The sequence below is a fragment of the Streptomyces sp. NPDC038213 genome (assembly GCF_055600495.1).
This window is the reverse complement of sequence record NZ_JBVJYM010000006.1, coordinates 116,282-131,893: the sequence shown is the minus strand read 5'-3', so window position 1 is coordinate 131,893 and position 15,612 is coordinate 116,282. Positions and strand designations below refer to the sequence as shown.

General features: G+C 76.7%; 16 protein-coding genes. 8 read left to right on the top strand and 8 right to left on the bottom strand.

Translation table 11 applies throughout. From position 1 onward, the window contains the following. Positions 1-82: 82 nt before the first annotated feature. A complete protein-coding gene (locus ACZ7JZ_RS12145) occupies positions 83-274 on the top strand; it encodes a hypothetical protein (RefSeq protein ID WP_470936770.1) in 192 nt (63 codons plus the stop codon). Positions 275-319: 45 nt separating this feature from the next. Here the strand turns inward: ACZ7JZ_RS12145 and ACZ7JZ_RS12140 are convergent, their stop codons facing one another. Then, positions 320-1,366, bottom strand: coding sequence for a S66 family peptidase (locus ACZ7JZ_RS12140; RefSeq protein WP_470936767.1), 1,047 nt, complete (start codon positions 1,364-1,366; stop codon positions 320-322). Between the two features lie 259 nt (positions 1,367-1,625). Between ACZ7JZ_RS12140 and ACZ7JZ_RS12135 the strand changes: the two genes are divergently transcribed. Then, positions 1,626-2,642, top strand: a complete 1,017-nt coding sequence (locus ACZ7JZ_RS12135) for a hypothetical protein (RefSeq protein ID WP_470936764.1) — start codon at positions 1,626-1,628, stop codon at positions 2,640-2,642. A gap of 65 nt (positions 2,643-2,707) precedes the next feature. Here the strand turns inward: ACZ7JZ_RS12135 and ACZ7JZ_RS12130 are convergent, their stop codons facing one another. Then, complete coding sequence (locus ACZ7JZ_RS12130) at positions 2,708-4,327, bottom strand: MFS transporter (protein ID WP_470936761.1); 1,620 nt, start codon at positions 4,325-4,327, stop codon at positions 2,708-2,710. A 116-nt stretch (positions 4,328-4,443) separates the two neighbouring features. Here ACZ7JZ_RS12130 and ACZ7JZ_RS12125 point away from each other — a divergent pair, with 116 nt between their 5' ends. Continuing rightward, positions 4,444-5,979, top strand: coding sequence for an ATP-dependent DNA ligase (locus ACZ7JZ_RS12125; RefSeq protein ID WP_470936758.1), 1,536 nt, complete (start codon positions 4,444-4,446; stop codon positions 5,977-5,979). 40 nt (positions 5,980-6,019) lie between these two features. Here the strand turns inward: ACZ7JZ_RS12125 and ACZ7JZ_RS12120 are convergent, their stop codons facing one another. Beyond that, positions 6,020-6,433, bottom strand: a complete 414-nt coding sequence (locus ACZ7JZ_RS12120) for an organic hydroperoxide resistance protein (RefSeq protein WP_470936755.1) — start codon at positions 6,431-6,433, stop codon at positions 6,020-6,022. A gap of 123 nt (positions 6,434-6,556) precedes the next feature. Here ACZ7JZ_RS12120 and ACZ7JZ_RS12115 point away from each other — a divergent pair, with 123 nt between their 5' ends. Next, positions 6,557-7,105 carry a MarR family winged helix-turn-helix transcriptional regulator gene (locus ACZ7JZ_RS12115; RefSeq protein ID WP_470936752.1) on the top strand — a complete coding sequence of 183 codons (549 nt, stop codon included), beginning with the start codon at positions 6,557-6,559 and terminating at the stop codon, positions 7,103-7,105. A 97-nt stretch (positions 7,106-7,202) separates the two neighbouring features. Here ACZ7JZ_RS12115 and ACZ7JZ_RS12110 read toward each other — a convergent pair whose 3' ends face one another. After that, on the bottom strand, positions 7,203-8,144 hold the full coding sequence (locus ACZ7JZ_RS12110) for a dihydrodipicolinate synthase family protein (protein ID WP_470936749.1): 942 nt from the start codon (positions 8,142-8,144) through the stop codon (positions 7,203-7,205). Between the two features lie 72 nt (positions 8,145-8,216). Between ACZ7JZ_RS12110 and ACZ7JZ_RS12105 the strand changes: the two genes are divergently transcribed. Next, a complete protein-coding gene (locus tag ACZ7JZ_RS12105) occupies positions 8,217-9,275 on the top strand; it encodes a LysR family transcriptional regulator (RefSeq protein ID WP_470936746.1) in 1,059 nt (352 codons plus the stop codon). Between the two features lie 46 nt (positions 9,276-9,321). Here ACZ7JZ_RS12105 and ACZ7JZ_RS12100 read toward each other — a convergent pair whose 3' ends face one another. Continuing rightward, complete coding sequence (locus ACZ7JZ_RS12100) at positions 9,322-9,915, bottom strand: cysteine hydrolase family protein (RefSeq protein WP_470936743.1); 594 nt, start codon at positions 9,913-9,915, stop codon at positions 9,322-9,324. A gap of 71 nt (positions 9,916-9,986) precedes the next feature. On the opposite strand from ACZ7JZ_RS12100, the gene ACZ7JZ_RS12095 reads away from it, so the two are divergent. The 3 genes from ACZ7JZ_RS12095 to ACZ7JZ_RS12085 all read left to right on the top strand — a co-directional run bounded on the left by ACZ7JZ_RS12095 (position 9,987) and on the right by ACZ7JZ_RS12085 (position 12,966). After that, on the top strand, positions 9,987-10,964 hold the full coding sequence (locus ACZ7JZ_RS12095) for a GlxA family transcriptional regulator (protein WP_470936740.1): 978 nt from the start codon (positions 9,987-9,989) through the stop codon (positions 10,962-10,964). A 272-nt stretch (positions 10,965-11,236) separates the two neighbouring features. Beyond that, positions 11,237-11,857: a bifunctional 4-hydroxy-2-oxoglutarate aldolase/2-dehydro-3-deoxy-phosphogluconate aldolase gene (locus ACZ7JZ_RS12090; protein ID WP_470936737.1), complete on the top strand. Its 621-nt coding sequence runs from the start codon at positions 11,237-11,239 to the stop codon at positions 11,855-11,857. Then, positions 11,854-12,966, top strand: a complete 1,113-nt coding sequence (locus tag ACZ7JZ_RS12085) for a PfkB family carbohydrate kinase (protein ID WP_470936735.1) — start codon at positions 11,854-11,856, stop codon at positions 12,964-12,966. Before ACZ7JZ_RS12090 ends, ACZ7JZ_RS12085 begins: the two co-directional genes overlap by 4 nt. On the opposite strand, the gene ACZ7JZ_RS12080 is transcribed toward ACZ7JZ_RS12085, so the two are convergent. The 3 genes from ACZ7JZ_RS12080 to ACZ7JZ_RS12070 form a co-directional block, all read right to left on the bottom strand. Then, a complete protein-coding gene (locus tag ACZ7JZ_RS12080; RefSeq protein WP_470936732.1) occupies positions 12,954-13,655 on the bottom strand; it encodes an ADP-ribosyltransferase in 702 nt (233 codons plus the stop codon). The genes ACZ7JZ_RS12085 and ACZ7JZ_RS12080 overlap by 13 nt on opposite strands. Before the next feature lie 406 nt (positions 13,656-14,061). After that, on the bottom strand, positions 14,062-14,571 hold the full coding sequence (locus ACZ7JZ_RS12075; protein ID WP_470937416.1) for a gluconokinase: 510 nt from the start codon (positions 14,569-14,571) through the stop codon (positions 14,062-14,064). Positions 14,572-14,611: 40 nt separating this feature from the next. Next, positions 14,612-15,592 (bottom strand): sulfurtransferase, encoded by a 981-nt coding sequence (locus tag ACZ7JZ_RS12070; RefSeq protein WP_470936729.1) that lies wholly within the window; start codon positions 15,590-15,592, stop codon positions 14,612-14,614. Between the last annotated feature and the right edge of the window lie 20 nt (positions 15,593-15,612).

Here is a 15,612-nt window from a genome sequence, read left to right as displayed (position 1 = left end):
AAGGGAGTGGCTGAGACGGATCGGGACGTCTAGGCTCGGGGCAAGGAAATTCTCCTCGGCAGTATGAGTGAGGTTGATCGCCATGAAGGATGCGCCGGAGGACAAGAAGACCGCGTCGCGGCCGCAGAACTACTACAGCGGCGGTGAGCGCCCCTTCGACCCCGAGGACCTCGTGATGGCCTCGGGCCGCGACGTCACACCGGAGCGGGTCGAGCGGGCACGGCGTCTCATCGAGGAGAAGGGCGGCGCGGCGGTCGAGCGCTACCTCCCCTGAACCGGGGGCCGGCGCCCCCTCGGGGCGGGCGCCGGCAGCCGCCCGTCAGTACGTGACCGTGATCCGCCGCCCGGCGGAGTCCACGCGCACCAGGCCGCCGTACGGGATCACGACCTGCGGGTCCGTGTGCCCGAAGTCCACGTCGAAGACCGCGACCGCGTCGGGGGCGTACACGGCCAGCGCCCGCAGCACCGCCTCCCGCAGCTCCTGCGCGTAACGGGCCTTCTCCTGAGGCCCGTTGGGCTTCTCGAAGGACCAGGCCTTGGCCCGGGCCACCAGCACCGCGGGGAACTGCGCCAGCAGTCCCCGCTCGCCCATGTTGCGCAGGATCCGGAACACCTCCTCGCCGCGCGGGAGTTCCTCCGAGGTCTCCAGGAACAGCACCCCGCCCGCGTACTCGGCCGGATCCCGGGCGATCTCCCGGTCGGCCATCAGCATCCAGGACAGGATCTCCACGTTCCCGCCCCACGCCGGGCCCTCGACCACCCGCTGCGGGCCGTGCCAGATCCAGCCGCCGCCCGGCTCGGTCTCCGGCTCCTCCTCGAAGGTGGCCGGATCCGCCCAGTCCCGGTCCACATCGCGGAACCGCGCCGCGGGCTCCAGCTCGTACGGGCCCGGGGTGAACAGGGCCGCGCGCAGCGAGGCCGCGGTCATCGGCTCCAGGGCGCCGGGCCGGCCGAGCTCCGTCATCACGCTCGCCCCGTGGTACGAGACGATGCCGAGGTTGCGCAGGAACAGCAGCAGGTTGGTGTTGTCGCTGTAGCCGAAGAACGGCTTCGGGTTCGCGCGGATCAGCTCCCGGTCCAGCAGCGGCAGCAGGGTGAGCTGGTCGTCGCCCCCGATCGTGGCCATGACGGCCTTCACCTGCGGGTCGGCGAAGGCCGCGTGGAGGTCGTCGGCCCGCTCCTGCGGGGTGGAGCCGGGCTTGCGCGTGGTCGGGTACTCCACCGGTTCCAGCCCGAACTCCTCCTTCAGCCGCCGCAGTCCGAGCTCGTGCGGCAGGGGGAGTATTCCGGCCAGCCCCGAGGACGGGGAGAGGACGGCGATCCGGTCGCCCGGAACGGGCTTGGGCGGGTGTTCAGGCATGTTCATGTGCGGAGCCTAGCCAGGCCCCCGCCCGGGCCGCACGCGAGTATCCGGGCCCCGTACCGCCCCTGCGGCCCGCCTCGACCCCCCCTCTGACCTGGGAGAGTCCGGAAAGGTTCCCCGTGACTTCTTCCAGATTGCTCAATGTGCCGGGCGCCCTGCCGCCGGGCGCCCCCGCCCCTCTAGCGTGTCGCACCGACCGGCCCATGCGCCCCGGGGACCACACCCCGCGGCGCCCGACCGACATCTCGGCGAGGGAACCCCCATGACCCAGCTCGCGAACGGCCCGGCCACGCAGCCGCGCACCTCCGCAACCGGCTCCGGCAGCACGGGTACCGGCACCGCCCCCGGACGCTCCTTCCTCTTCAACGGGCACGCCCCGCGCCGCCGGACCCTGGTCCTGGTGCTCGGCGCCCTCTTCGGATTCGCCCTCACCGTCGTCTGGTCCGCGGAGTTCGTGGACAAGACCATCGGCGGCAACGTCGCCGGCACCCTCCTGGGCCACGACCCCAAGGACGCCCCGATCACCGGCGCCCTGGCGGGCATCGCCTTCGCCCTGGCCACCGGCATCGGCGGCACCTTCACCGCCTGCAACATCGCCGTGTTCACCGCCATGGCCCCGCTGGCCGGGCAGGTCCCGACCCGGCGCGGCCGGATGGCCCGGATGCTGCGCCCGCTGGGCTGGCTCGCGGTCGGCGCGATATCCGTCTCCGCCGCGTACGGAGTGGTCGCCGCGCTGGTCGGCACCGGGATGCCGCAGTTCCAGGAGTCCGTGCAGGGCGCCGCGTCCTCCGGCTTCTCGCCCCGGCTGGTCCAGGCGATGGTCGTGTACGGCGTCCTCGGCCTGCTCATGACCTACCTCGGCTTCGCCGCGGCGGGCCTGACCCGCGACCCCCTGGCCCGGCTGACGGCCCGCTTCCCGAACGCGCCGATGGTGTTCATGGGCGCCCTGATCGGCGCCTTCCTGCTCGGCCGCCCGTACGGGCTCTTCCGCCAGCTCTTCCGGGACGCCGCCGAGAGCGGCAACATCCTCTACGGGGCCGCGGCCTTCAGCCTCCAGGCCCTCGGCAACATCGTCATCGTCGCCGTGCTCTTCCTGATCGTCACCGGCATCGCCGGCGACCGGCTGCACCGCTGGCTGACCTCCAAGCCGAGCCGCATCTCCGCCGTCACGGCCGCGTCCTTCATCGCCGCGGGCGTCTTCATGGTCCTGTACTGGGACGTGCGCATCCTCGCCCGCCGCGACCTCATCTGGTACCCGATGGCCCCCTGGGCGGGCTGACCCGCGGACCGGCCGGCCGGCCGCACCGGGTGCGCACGCCGGACCGCGCCCCGCCGATCCGAGGATCAGGCGGGGCCGCGGTCCGGCGGCGGTTCCAGCGGCGGCGCCGACACCGTGCAGTGGGTGCGGCACTGCGGATGGCAGTCCGCCCGCCCCGGACCGCGCACGGTCGTCCAGGCCAGCACCGCCCCCAGCACCAGCAGCCCCGCGCACCAGCCCATCGCCCGCCCGAAGGCCGCGTCGAACTGCTCCGCCGAGCGGTACGCCTCCTGGCCCATCCCCGCCAGCAGCGGCAGCGCCGCCACGGCCAGCAGGCCCGCCGCCCGCGCCGCCGCGTTGTTGATCCCGCTGGCCAGCCCGGCCCGCGCGGTGGGCACCGAGGCCAGCACGGTCGCCGTCAGCGGCGCCACCAGCGTCACCATCCCCAGCCCGAGCACCAGCATCGCGGGCAGCACGTCCGCCGCGTACGAGGCACCCGGCCCGGCCCGGACCATCAGCAGCATCCCGGCGGCGCACAGCAGCGGGCCCGCCGTGAGCGGCAGCCGCGGGCCGATCCGCTCCCCGAGCTCGCCCGACCGGCCCGAGAACAGCAGCATCAGCACGGTGGCGGGCAGCAGGGCCGCGCCCGAGCCCAGCGCCGACCAGCCGGCCACCACCTGGAGCTGGAGCACCGCGAGGAAGAAGAACCCGCCGAAGGCCGCGTACACGCACAGGGTCACCAGGTTCACCGCGGTGAACTGCCGCGAGGCGAAGATGTCCGGCGGCACCATCGGATGCCGGCGCCGCCGCTCGACCGCGGTGAACACCGCCGCCAGCACCAGCCCGGCCCCCGCCGCCGCGTACACCGCGGGCGCCCCCGACCGCGCCTCGATCAGCGCGTACGTCACCAGCGACAGCGCCGCCGCCCCCAGCGCCGCGCCCGCGAGGTCGAAGCGGCCGTGCGCCTGCGGATCCCGGGACTCCGGTACGTGCCTGAGGGCCACCGGGACGCACAGCGCGGCGACCGGCACGTTCAGCAGGAACACCCAGCGCCAGCCCGGCCCGTCCACCAGCCAGCCGCCGAGGAAGGGCCCCACGGCGGCCCCCACCCCGCCCAGCCCCGACCACAGCCCCACCGCCCGCCCCCGGTCCCCGGGCCGCAGGGAGGCCTGGATCAGGGCCAGCGAGCCGGGGGTCAGGAGCGCCCCGCCGACCCCCTGCAGGGCCCGCGCGGCGATGAGTACGGGCGCGTTGGGCGCCAGCCCGCACAGCAGGGAGCCCGCCGCGAACCACACCACCCCGAGCACGAAGACGCGGCGCCTGCCGTACCGGTCGCCGAGCGCACCGCCGACCAGGATCAGCCCCGCGAGGGTGAGCATGTACGCGTTGACCGTCCACTGGAGGGACGCGAGACCGGCGCCGAGGTCCTCGCCGATCCGGGGGAGCGCCACGTTCACGACGGTCGAGTCGAGCAGCACCATCGTCGACCCGAGCACCGTGGTGAGCAGCACCCACCGCCCCTGCGCACTGCCGAGCCGCACCCGCCCGGCCCCGCCGGAGCCCCCGTCCGCGCCGTCGGCGCCGTCCGTACCGCCCGTGCCTCCCGTGCCGTCCGCGTCCGCGGCGCCGGCAGTGCCGCCCGTACCGTCCGCGGCGCCCGGTCCGGCGCCCGTCTCCGGCTCCCGGGCCGGCTCCGGCTGCTCCATCCCCCCAGCCTGCCCGCCGGGCGCCCCGGGGGCCAGCGGGCCGCCGCCAGGCCGGTCCCAGGACCCGGGTCCGGGCCGCGGGTGCGCCCGCCGCCCCGCGGCGGGAGGATGGCCGCATGCTGCTCGCCGAGCTGGTCGAGGTGTCCCGGGAGGTGGCGCGGACCTCCGCCCGGTCCGGGAAGACCGCCCTGCTCGCCGGGCTGTTCCGGGCCGCTCCCGCCGAGGACGCCGCCCTGGTCATCGCCTACCTCGCCGGCCGGCCCCCGCAGGGGCGCACCGGGGTGGGCTGGAAGCTGCTCTCCGCCCCCGTCCCCGCGGCGGACCGCCCCACCCTCCGGGTCGCCGACGTGGACGCGGCCCTCACCGCGCTCGCCGCGGTCGCGGGACCCGGTGCGCAGGCGGAGCGCAGGCGCCTGCTGGACGGGCTGCTCGGTGCCGCGACCGGTCCTGAGCAGGAGTTCCTGCGGCGGCTGCTGGGCGGGGAGGTGCGCCAGGGCGCGCTGGACGCCGTCGCGGCCGAGGCCGTGGCCCGGGCCGCGGGGGTGCCGGCGGCGGAGCTGCGGAGGGCCGTGATGCTGGCCGGGGCGCTGCCGCCGGTGGCGCGGGCCGTGCTCGCGCAGGGGCCCGCGGCGCTGGAGGGCTTCGCGCTCCGGGTGGGGCGGCCGGTGCAGCCGATGCTCGCCCACACGGCGGGCTCGGTGGCCGAGGCGCTGGCGGCGCTCGGCCCGTGCAGCGTGGAGGAGAAGCTCGACGGGATCCGGGTGCAGGTCCACCGCACGGCGGACGGGGTGCGCGCGTACAGCCGCTCGCTGGAGGAGCTGACCGGCCGGCTGCCGGAGGTGGTCGCGCTGGTGGCGGGGCTGCCGGGCGGGGACCTGGTGCTCGACGGCGAGGTGGTCGCCCTGGACGGGCCCGGCGGCCGGCCCGCGGCCTTCCAGGACGTGGCGGGCCGGGTCGGCTCCCGGCGGGACGTGGCCGCGGCCCGCCGCGCGCTGCCGCTGTTCCCCGTGTTCTTCGACGTGCTCGCCGCGGAGGGCCGGGACCTGCTCGCGCTGCCGCTGGCCGAACGGCACCTCGTCCTCGACCGGCTGGTGCCGCAGGAGGCCCGGGTGGGCCGGTTCACCGTCACGGACCCGCAGGATGCGGACCAGGGCGCGCAGGCGGGGGAGTTCTGGGCGCGGACCCTGCGGCGCGGGCACGAGGGGGTGGTGGTGAAGTCCCTGGACTCGCCGTACACGGCGGGCCGCCGCGGACGCTCCTGGCTGAAGGTCAAACCGGTCCACACCCTCGACCTGGTGGTGCTCGCCGCCGAATGGGGCCACGGCCGCCGCACCGGTCTGCTGTCCAACCTGCACCTGGGCGCGCGGGCCGCGGACGGCGGGTTCGTGATGCTGGGCAAGACCTTCAAGGGGCTCACCGACGCGGTGCTGCGCGAGCAGACGGAGCAGCTCGGCGCGCTGGCGGTGTCCGACGACGGGTACGTGGTGCGGGTGCGACCGGAACTGGTGGTGGAGATCGCCTACGACGGGCTCCAGCGCTCCTCGCGCTACCCGGCCGGGGTGACCCTGCGCTTCGCCCGCGTGGTCCGCTACCGGCCGGACAAGACGGCGGCGGAGGCCGACACCGTCGAAACGGTGCTGGCCTCCGCCTGAGCCGTACGGGCCCCGGTACCGCCCGGCGACTGCTCGACGCCTACTCGACGACGAGCTCGACCGGGATGTTGCCGCGCGTGGCCTTGGAGTACGGGCAGACCTGGTGGGCCTTCTTGACCAGCAGCTCGCCGGTCTCGCCCTGCAGCTCCTCGGGCAGCTCCACGCGCAAGGTGACCGCGAGGCCGAAGCCGCCGTCGGTGTCCTTGCCGATGGAGGCCTCGGCGGTCACGGAGACCTCACTCGTGTCCACCTTCTCCTGCCGGCCGACCAGGCCCAGCGCGCTGGCGAAGCAGGCCGCGTACCCGGCGGCGAAGAGCTGCTCGGGGTTGGTCCCCAGGCCGCTGCCGCCCAGGGCCGGGGGCATCGCCAGGGCGAGGTCGATCTGGCCGTCGGAGCTGACGGCGCGGCCCTCACGGCCGTTGGCGGTGGCGACAGCGGTGTACAGGGCGTCCATCGGAGGTGTTCCTCTCGCGGTGGGGTCCGGGGTGTCCCGGGCGGCGGGATCGGCGCCGCCCCACTAATGAAGCACACAATTCAGTTGTGCACAACTAAATGGCTCGCGGGTTACCCTGGTCCCATGACCCAGCACCCCGCGCACCCCGTCTCCGGAGCCGTACCCGCCGGGGGCTCCGCGCCGGACTTCCTGCGCCTGGACGGCCAGGTCTGCTTCTCCCTGAACGCGGCCACGCGCGCCTTCGGCGGCCTCTACCGCGTGGTCCTCAGGGACCTGGGCCTCACCTACCCGCAGTACCTGGTCATGCTGGCCCTGTGGGAGCACGGCACCCTCCCCGTCAAGGAGCTCGGCCGTCGGCTGCGCCTGGACTCCGGCACCCTCTCCCCGCTGCTCAAGCGGCTCGAGGCGGCGGGCCTGGTGCGCCGCGAGCGCAGCGCCGAGGACGAGCGCTCGGTCCGCATCTCCCTGACGGACCCCGGCGCGGCCCTGCGCTCGCGCGCCGAGGAGGTGCCGCTGCGCATCGCCCGGTCCACGGGCTTCGAGATCTCCGAGATCCGCGAGCTCCAGGCCCGCCTCGACCGGCTCACCACGGCCCTCGACGCGGCCGCCGAGTCCGAGGCGGCCGCGGACGCGGGGTCCGGTCCGGGCTCCGGCCGGGGCGCGGCCGGGTAGCGGGCCGGGGGAGCGAGGGTCCGGTGGCGGGCCCGTACGGCTCCGGGGCCCGTACAGCCTCAAGTCGGCACGGCCTCAAGCCGGTACAGCCCCGGCCTCAGGCCGGTACGGGCGCGGGCCGGAGCTCCGCCAGCATCCGCAGCGCCGCGTCGCGCGACCGCGCACCCGCGGGCAGCAGCGGGAGCCGCACGTCCGGGGTGGGGATCCGGCCCTGTGCGTGCAGGACGGCCTTCAGCACCGTCGGGTTCGGCTCGGCGAACAGCGTGCCCGACAGCCGCGCCAGCGCGTGCCCCAGCGGCCGGGCCCGCCCCGGGTCCCCGTCCCGCCAGGCCGCGTACAGCTCCGCGAAGCGGTCCGTGGCCAGGTGCGCGGAGGCCAGGATCCCGCCGCGCGCCCCCAGGGCCAGCAGCGGGGACAGGAACACGTCGTCCCCCGCGAGCACCGCGAACCCGTCCGGCAGCTCCCCGAGCAGCCCCACCGCCTGCTCGTCCAGCCCCGCCGCGTACTTCGTCCCCGCGACCCCGGGCAGCGCGCCGACGGCCCGCAGGGCCGCGGCGTCCAGCGGCAGCCCCGTCCGGTACGGGATGTGGTAGACGACCAGCGGTACGGGGGCTGCGGCCGCGAGGTGCCGGAAGTGCTCGACCACCCCGGCGGGCGAGGGCCGGGTGAAGGCGGGCACGGTCACCAGCGCCGCCGAGACCGCCGGCCACCGCTCCAGGCGCGCCAGCGCCGCCGCCGCCGACCGGGTGTCGCTCCCGCCCGTCCCCGCGAGGAGCACTGCGCCGCGCTCCCGGCACACCCGGTCGCAGACGTCGAGCACGCCCTCGCGCTCGTCCGGTTCGAGGGCGGCCGCCTCGGCGGTGGTGCCCAGGGCGGCGATCCCGGCGGCGCCCGCGTCCAGGACCTCGTGGGCCAGGGCCTCCAGGGCCGCGTACGCCACCCGCCCCGAGGCCTCGAAGGGGGTGACGAGCGGTACGTGGATCCCGTCGAGCGGTACGCGGATCCCGTGCGGGGGGAGCCCCCGAGTCGTGTGGGTCATGGGAACGACGGTCGCAGCGGGCCGTACCTCAGGTCCAGTTCGCCTTTCTCGTGCTGGGCGTAAGCTGAGCTGATGCTCGACGTACGACGCCTGCGCCTGCTGCGCGAACTCGCCCTGCGCGGCACCATCGCCGCCGTCGCCGAAGCGCTCGCCTTCACCCCGTCGGCGGTGTCCCAGCAGCTGAGCGCCCTCGAACGGGAAGCCGGCCTGCCCCTGCTGGAGCGCACCGGCCGCCGCGTCACCCTCACCCCCGCCGCACGGAACCTGGTCCGGCACGCCGAGGCCGTCCTCACCCGTCTGGAGCAGGCCTCGGCCGAACTCGCCGAGGCCCGCCGCGGACTGGCCGGACCGCTGCGCATCGGGGCCTTCCCGAGCGCGACCCGCGCCCTGGTACCGGCCGCCCTCGCGGACCTGGCCGAGCGGCACCCGGCGCTGGAGCCGATGGTCTCCGAGACCGACCCGGCCGCCGTGGGCAACGCCCTGCGGGCGGGGGAGCTGGACGTGGCGCTGGTGCACGTCTACGACTTCGTGCCGTTCCCGGAGGAGCCGGGGCTGGAGAGCCGGGAGCTCTTCGCCGAACCGCTGTACCTGGCCGCCCCGGAGGCCCTCGCGGGGGCGGGTGGTTCGAGCGGGGCGGGTGGGGCGGGCGAGTCGGGCGAGGGCGGAGGGGCCGGCCCTGGCGGACGTACGGGCGACGGGTCCCGTACGGCCGACGGGTCCCCAACGGGCGACGGGTCCCGTACGGACGGGGGCCCGGACGCCGGGGTCGGCGGGCTGGCCCGCTGGCGGGAGGCCCCCTGGATCACCGCCACCCCCGGCACCCTGTGCCACGCCATGACCGTACGGGCCTGCCAGGCCGCCGGGTTCAGCCCCCGGGTCCGGCACCAGGTGGATGACTTCGGCACCGTCCTGGCCCTGGTGGCGGCCGGTCAGGGGGTCGCCCTCGTCCCGCAGCTCGGCCTGGCGGAGCCGGTGTCCGGGGTGCGGTTCGCCCGGCTGCCGATCCGGCGGCGCACCCGGATCGCCTTTCGCAGCGGCGCCGCCGCGCACCCCGCCGTCGGGGCCGCCGCGGCCGCCCTGCGGGCCGCCGTACCCCCGCAGCTGGGGGCGGCCGGCCGCGCCGAGGGGTGATCTGCGGCGCGCACCGCCGCCGGGCCCCGCACCCCCGGCCCCGCCGCTACACGGCTGCCGCGAGCACCGCGTCCGTGGTGACCACCTTCGCGAACCGCATGGCGTGCAGGGTCGCGGCCGTCGCCCGGGTGAGGTCGGCGGCGGAGATCGTGACCCCGTCCGGGCCGGTCAGCCCGAAGGTGTGCATCGCGTCGAGCGGGAAGACGGTGTCGTAGCCGAGGTTGCCCGCCATCCGGGCGGTGGTCTCGTTGCACACGTTGGTCATGATCCCGGCGACCACCACCTGGCGGGCGCCGCGCTCCCGGAGCCAGGCGTGCAGGTCGGGGGTGCCGTAGAAGGCGCTGTTGACCTGCTTGGTGACGCGCAGGTCGGCCCGGACGTCCGCGACCTCCGGCTTGAGCGCGAAACCGGGCGTGCCGGGCTCCAGCGGGCCGGACCCGGAGGCGTGCTGCACGATCACGACCGGGCGGCCGGTCTCCTGCCACGCGGCCGCCAGGGCGGCGATGTTCTTCTCGGCGGCGGGGTTGTCGCGCTCTCCCCAGTAGTCCGCGTCGTCGAAGCCCTGCTGGACGTCGACGAGCACGAGGACCGCGTCGGAGTCGAGGGCGAGGGGGGCGTCGAATGCACTGGTGTTCGTCATGCGCCCATCCTGTGGCGCCGCGGGCGGGGGCCGTGACCGTCCCGACCGCCGCCGATCGATAGATTCCCGCCATGGGTATCGAGGCGTTCCGCACGGTCGGCTGCGTGGTGTTCGACGGGATCCGCGCCTTCGACTACGCGGTGATCGGGGAGGTCTGGGCCGAGAGGTCGACGGCGCTGGGCGGCCCCCGCTTCGACCTGCGGATCTGCGGACCGGCGGGGGAGCGGGTCAGGCTCGCGGGCGGGCTGGAGCGCATCCCCGACCACGGGCTCGACGCCCTCCTCGACTGTGACCTCGTGCTCGTACCCGGGGTGGCGGACCCGCTCGCCGCCCGGCCCCCCGGCCTGCTCGACGCCCTCCGGGAGGTCCACGCCCGCGGGATCCCGCTCGCCTCCCTGTGCGCGGGCGCGTTCGTCCTCGGGGACGCCGGGCTGCTCGACGGGCGGACCGTCACCACCCACTGGTCCCTCGCCGCCCGGCTGGCGAGCCGCCACCCGGCGGCGGAGGTCCGGCCGGAGGTGCTGTTCACCGAGGACGACGGGATCTGGACCTCGGCGGGGGTGGCGGCGGGCATCGACCTGTGCCTGCACCTGGTCCGCTCGGGCCACGGCCAGCAGGCCGCGGCGGCCATCGCCCGCGCCATGGTCACCGCGCCCTTCCGGGCCGGCGGGCAGGGGCAGTTCATCCCCTCCCCGGTCCCGGAGGCCGCGGACGCGCAGGACCCGCTCGCGCTGGCCCGGGAGCGGGTCCTCGCCGAACTGGACCGCCCGTGGACCGTACGGGCCATGGGCGCCCTCGCCCTGATGTCGGAGCGCTCCTTCGCCCGCCGCTTCGCCGGGGCCACGGGCACCACCCCGCTGCGCTGGCTCCTCGACCAGCGCGTCCTGGCGGCCCAGCACCTGCTGGAGGAGACCGACCTCCCGGTGGACGAGATCGCGGTCCGCTGCGGCTTCGCCTCCTCCGTCTCCCTGCGCCCGCCCTTCACCCGCCGCGTGGGCGTCCCGCCCCGCGACTACCGCCGCACCTTCCGGGGGCGTACGGACGCCTGAACCCCCGCGCTGTGCGGCGGCCTTGACACCGCTTCGCCCTGCGCGAGTACAGTCATGACTCGCGTTCGTTCCGTTACGCAGTACCGAGTTCCATTACGTGGAACAAGTGGGGAGGGGTCGTGCCCTGTCAGCCCGGTGCGGGTCGAGATTCAGGTGCGGGTTCGGGAGCGGTGCCGGGTGCGGATCCGGGTCCGGGGGGCCGTGGGCCGGCGGGTGGCGGGACGGCGGGCGGCGGGTCCGGGGTGCGGTGTGCCGCGTGCCACCCGTACGCCGTGCTGGCCGCGCAGCGGCTGCTGCCGGTGCTGCGCAGTGCGGACGCCGACCGGGCGGTGGCCCGTACCGAGGGGTTCCTCGCCGCCGGGTGCCGGGCCGTCGAGCTCACCACCTCCACCCCCGGGTGGGAGGGGGCCGTCGCGCGGGCGGCCCTGCTCACCGACCCCGCCGGGCGACCCGCGCTGATCGGGCTCGGCACGGTGACCGCGGCCGACCAGGCCGAACGGGCCCTGGACGCGGGCGCCGCCTTCCTGGTCTCGCCCTTCCCCGCCCCCGGGGTGCGGGCGTACGCGGCCCGGCGCGGGGCGGTGTTCATCGAGGGCGGGTTCACCCCCGGGGAGGTCGCGGCAGCGGCCGGACGCGGCGCGGCGAAGGTCTTCCCGGCCCACGCCGTGGGCCCGGACTACCTGCGCTCGCTGCGCGCCGTCCTGCCGGCGCGGGCCCTCCTCGTGCCGACCGGCGGCATCGCGCCGGACGAGGTCCGCACCTGGCTGGCGGCCGGCGCCGACGCGGTGGGCGTCGGTTCCGGCCTGCCCGAGGACCCGGCCGAACTGGCCTCACTGGTAGCCGAGTTGGCGGAACCGGGCGGCGTCCCGGCCTGCGGGGGTGACGCCCGGTGAGCGCGGACACGGGCGGGGGAGGGGCGGCGGGAAACCGCCCGGGAGGGGCGGCGGACGGACATGCCTGCGGACAGGTCCACGGACAGGCCCGCCCCACCGGCGCCGCCCGCCCCGCCGGCCGGGACCGCCGGGACGGGTACGACGTACTCGTGCTCGGGGAGGTGCTCGTCGAAGTGCTGACCGAGGGCCCGTGGGGCGGGGCGGGAGGCGGGAGCGCCGCGCGGATCTCCTTCTCCGGGGACGCGCTGAACGCCGCCGCGGCCGCCGCGGCGGCGGGCGCGCGCACCGCACTCCTCGCGGTCGTCGGCGAGGACGAGCTGAGCCGCCCCCTGCTGGCCCGCGCCGCGGCCCTCGGCATCGACGTCACCGCCGTCCGTACAGCCCCCCGCCCCAACGGCGCCTACCTCCTCGCCCCCGACACCGAGGGCGACCGGGAGTTCGTCTACTGGCGCACCGGCAGCGCCGGTTCGACGCTCTCGCCCGCGCACGTCGCCGCGTGGGACCCCCTCCTCGCACAGGCGCGCTGCCTGCTCACCAGCGGGATCACCGGGGCCCTGTCCCCGGACAGCCGACAGGCCGTGCTCGCCGCCGCGGCGGCCGTCACCCGCGCGGGCGGTCGCTTCGTCTACGACGCCAACTACCGCGCCCGGCTCACGGATCCCGCTCCGGCCGCGGACCTCCTCGCCCGTCTCGCCCCGTACGCCGACCTGCTCAAACTCTCCTGCCCCGCCGACGCGACCGCGCTCCTCGGCACCCGGGACCCGCGCACCGCGGCCGACCGCGGCCTCGCCCTCGGAGCCCGGGCCGTCGCCGTGACCGCGGGGGCCGCGTCCGTCCTGCTCCACGACGGCGAGCGCGTCCGCAGCCTGCCCGTACCCCCCAACCCGGCCCCGGTGGACGCCACCGGGGCCGGGGACTGCTTCGCGGGCACGGCCGCCGCCCGCCTCGCCCTGGGCGACCCCCTGCCCGAAGCCCTCGGCTACGCCGCGGCCGCCGCCTCCCTCTCGGTCTCGGGGAACGGCGGCACCGGCTGCGTACCGCGGTTCCCCGAGACCGCGGCGCTCGCCTCGGCCCACCGGGCCGGGCGGCCGCCGGGTCAGCCGGGGTAGGTCTCGCGCCAGGGCCGGTAGTGCGGGTTGTCCACGCACTCCGCCATGACCTCGGTCTTCTTCACCTTGTCCACCGGGCACACCCCGACGATGAACGACCGCGCGATCCCGCCGGGGAACGCCACCTCCACCTGGGAGGCCCACCGGTGGGTGTCGCCGATGGTGTGGTTGACGTCGATTCCGCCCGGGGCGTCGACGTAGTAGTTCCAGCCGCTCTTCCACCAGGTCTTGTACAGGTCGTGGTCGTACGTCGTGGAGACGAACGGCGAGGGCTGGTTGACCAGGACGTACTGCTCCAAGTCGTACTGTCCGCCGACGGTGTCCCGGGGCAGGAAACCCTCCTCGAACACCACCGCGGGCGGGCGGCTGTCCGCGCGGTACAGCTGCTTGCAGTTGATCCGCCAGGAGGGCGAGGGAGTGACCCGGTCCAGCTCGACCCGCAGATCGGCGGCGGCGAACAGGTGGTCGTGGACGCGGGGGCAGGAGTTGGCCGGTGCGGCCGCGGCGGCCGCCCGCGCGGCGAAGGAGGCGGCCCGCGCGGCGGAGGGCGCGGCGCCGGGGGCGGCGGACGCGGCGGGTGCCGCGGACCCCGCCGAGGTGGCCGCGGCATCCGCGGCGGAGGGCAGCAGGGCGGCGGCCAGGGCCGTGGCGAACAAGAGGGCGCGACGGCGCAGTACGGAAGTGATCATGAAGCCACCCTTGCGGCCCTTCCGGCCGCAGGTGCGGACGGTCACCCGAAGGTGAGCGTGTCCCGCCCCGGGAACGACGCCTGACTGTGCATCGGGAGACCGCCGACACCTCGGGCATCGACGGCGCCCCGCCGGAGGCCCTGCGCCTCCCGCGCACCCCGGAATCCTGAGCGGACCGGGCCGGACCGGGCCGGGCTGGCCCGAGTCTGCACGATCCCGGTCGCCCGGGGCCGGGCGGGTACCGATCCGGGACGGGGTCGGCCTGCGCCGCACGGGCACCGGGCGGGTCAGGCCGGGACGGGGCGGGGTCGGGCGGTGACGGGGCCGGGCTGCTGCGGGGGCAGGCGGCGACGGGGCCGGGCTGCAACAAGACCGGGGGACGCGGGTCGCAACGGGACCGGTCGGGTCAGTGGGGATCCGGGGGCGGGTCCGGCAGCAGCCCCGCCGCGTACAGCCCCGCGAGGGCCCGCTCCGCGACCCGGCCCGGCGCGTCGGACACCTCCACCGCCACGCCCGGCTCGTCCGCGCCCAGCGGCTCCAGTGCCGCGAACTGCGAGGCGAGCAGCGACACGGGCATGAAGTGCCCGCTGCGCGCGGCCATCCGGGACTCGATCAGGGCCCGTTCGCCCGTGAGGTGGACGAAGGCCAGGTCCGGGTCCGCGGCCCGCAGCCGGTCGCGGTAGCGGCGCCTCAGCGCGGACGCCGACACCACCCCGCCGCACCCCGCCCGCCCGCGGGCCCAGCGGCCGACCGCGTCCAGCCACGGGGCGCGGTCCGCGTCGTCCAGCGGGGTGCCGCCCGCCATCTTGGCCACGTTCGCCGGGGGGTGGAACGCGTCCCCCTCGGCGTACGGCACGCCCAGCGCAACCGCGAGCAGCCGGCCCACGGTGGTCTTGCCCGTGCCCGAGACGCCCATCACCACCACTACCGGCCCACCGCGCCCGGCCCCGCCGCCGCTACCGTCCGGCACCGGAGACCCCGGCCGCCGCAGCCCCGCCAGCCGCACCGGACTCCGGCGCCCCGCCCAGAGGTTCGGTGCCCCGTGCGACGGGCAGTTCCGACGGCCGTCCCCACTCGCTCCACGAGCCGTCGTACACCGCCAGCTGCTCCTCCCCGTACCCGGCGAGCACGGCGCCCAGGGCCAGCACGCAGGCCGTCACCCCGGAGCCGCAGCTGAACACCAGCCGCTCCGGACCCGCCCCGAGGCGCTCCCCGAACAGCTCCCGCAGGCGCCCGGCCGGGAGCATCCGGCCCCCGCCGTCCTGGAGTTCACCGAAGGGCAGGTTCAGGGCACCCGGCATGTGGCCGCCGCGCAGCCCCGCACGGGGCTCGGGCTCGGTACCCGCGTACCGGCCGCGGGTACGGGCGTCCAGCACGGCCGCCGCCGGATCGGCCAGCGCCCGCGCCACCGCACCGCTGCCGAGCAGCAGACCGGGCCGCGGCCGGGCGGTGAACCCGCCGCGGGGCCCGGAGTACGCGGCCGGCTCCGGCTCCACCGCCAGCCCGGCCGCCCACCACGCGGGCAGCCCCCCGTCCAGCACCGCCGCGCCGTCGAAGCCCATGGCGCGCAGCATCCACCAGGCGCGGGCGCTCGAGTACACCCCCGCCGCGTCGTACACGACCACGGTGTCGCCGCCGTCGACCCCCAGGGCCCGCAGCTCCTCCTCGAAGGCGCCGGGCGCGGGCATCGTGTGGGGGACCGGCGCACCGTGGTCGGACAGCGCCCCGTCGATGTCGAAGGGTCGCGCCCCCGGGATCCGGCGGTCCGTGCCGCGGTGGGCCCCGACGGAGGCGTCCAGCACCACCAGGCCGGGGGAGCCGAGCCTGGCGGCGAGCCAGGCCGTGTCCACGAGGGGCCCGGGCGGCCCGGCGGGTGCCCCCGCCGCTCCCGTGCGGTCCGGGTCACCCGGGTACGCCACGCCGTCCACCATCTCCATGCTCCGTCCCCGTGCCTCGC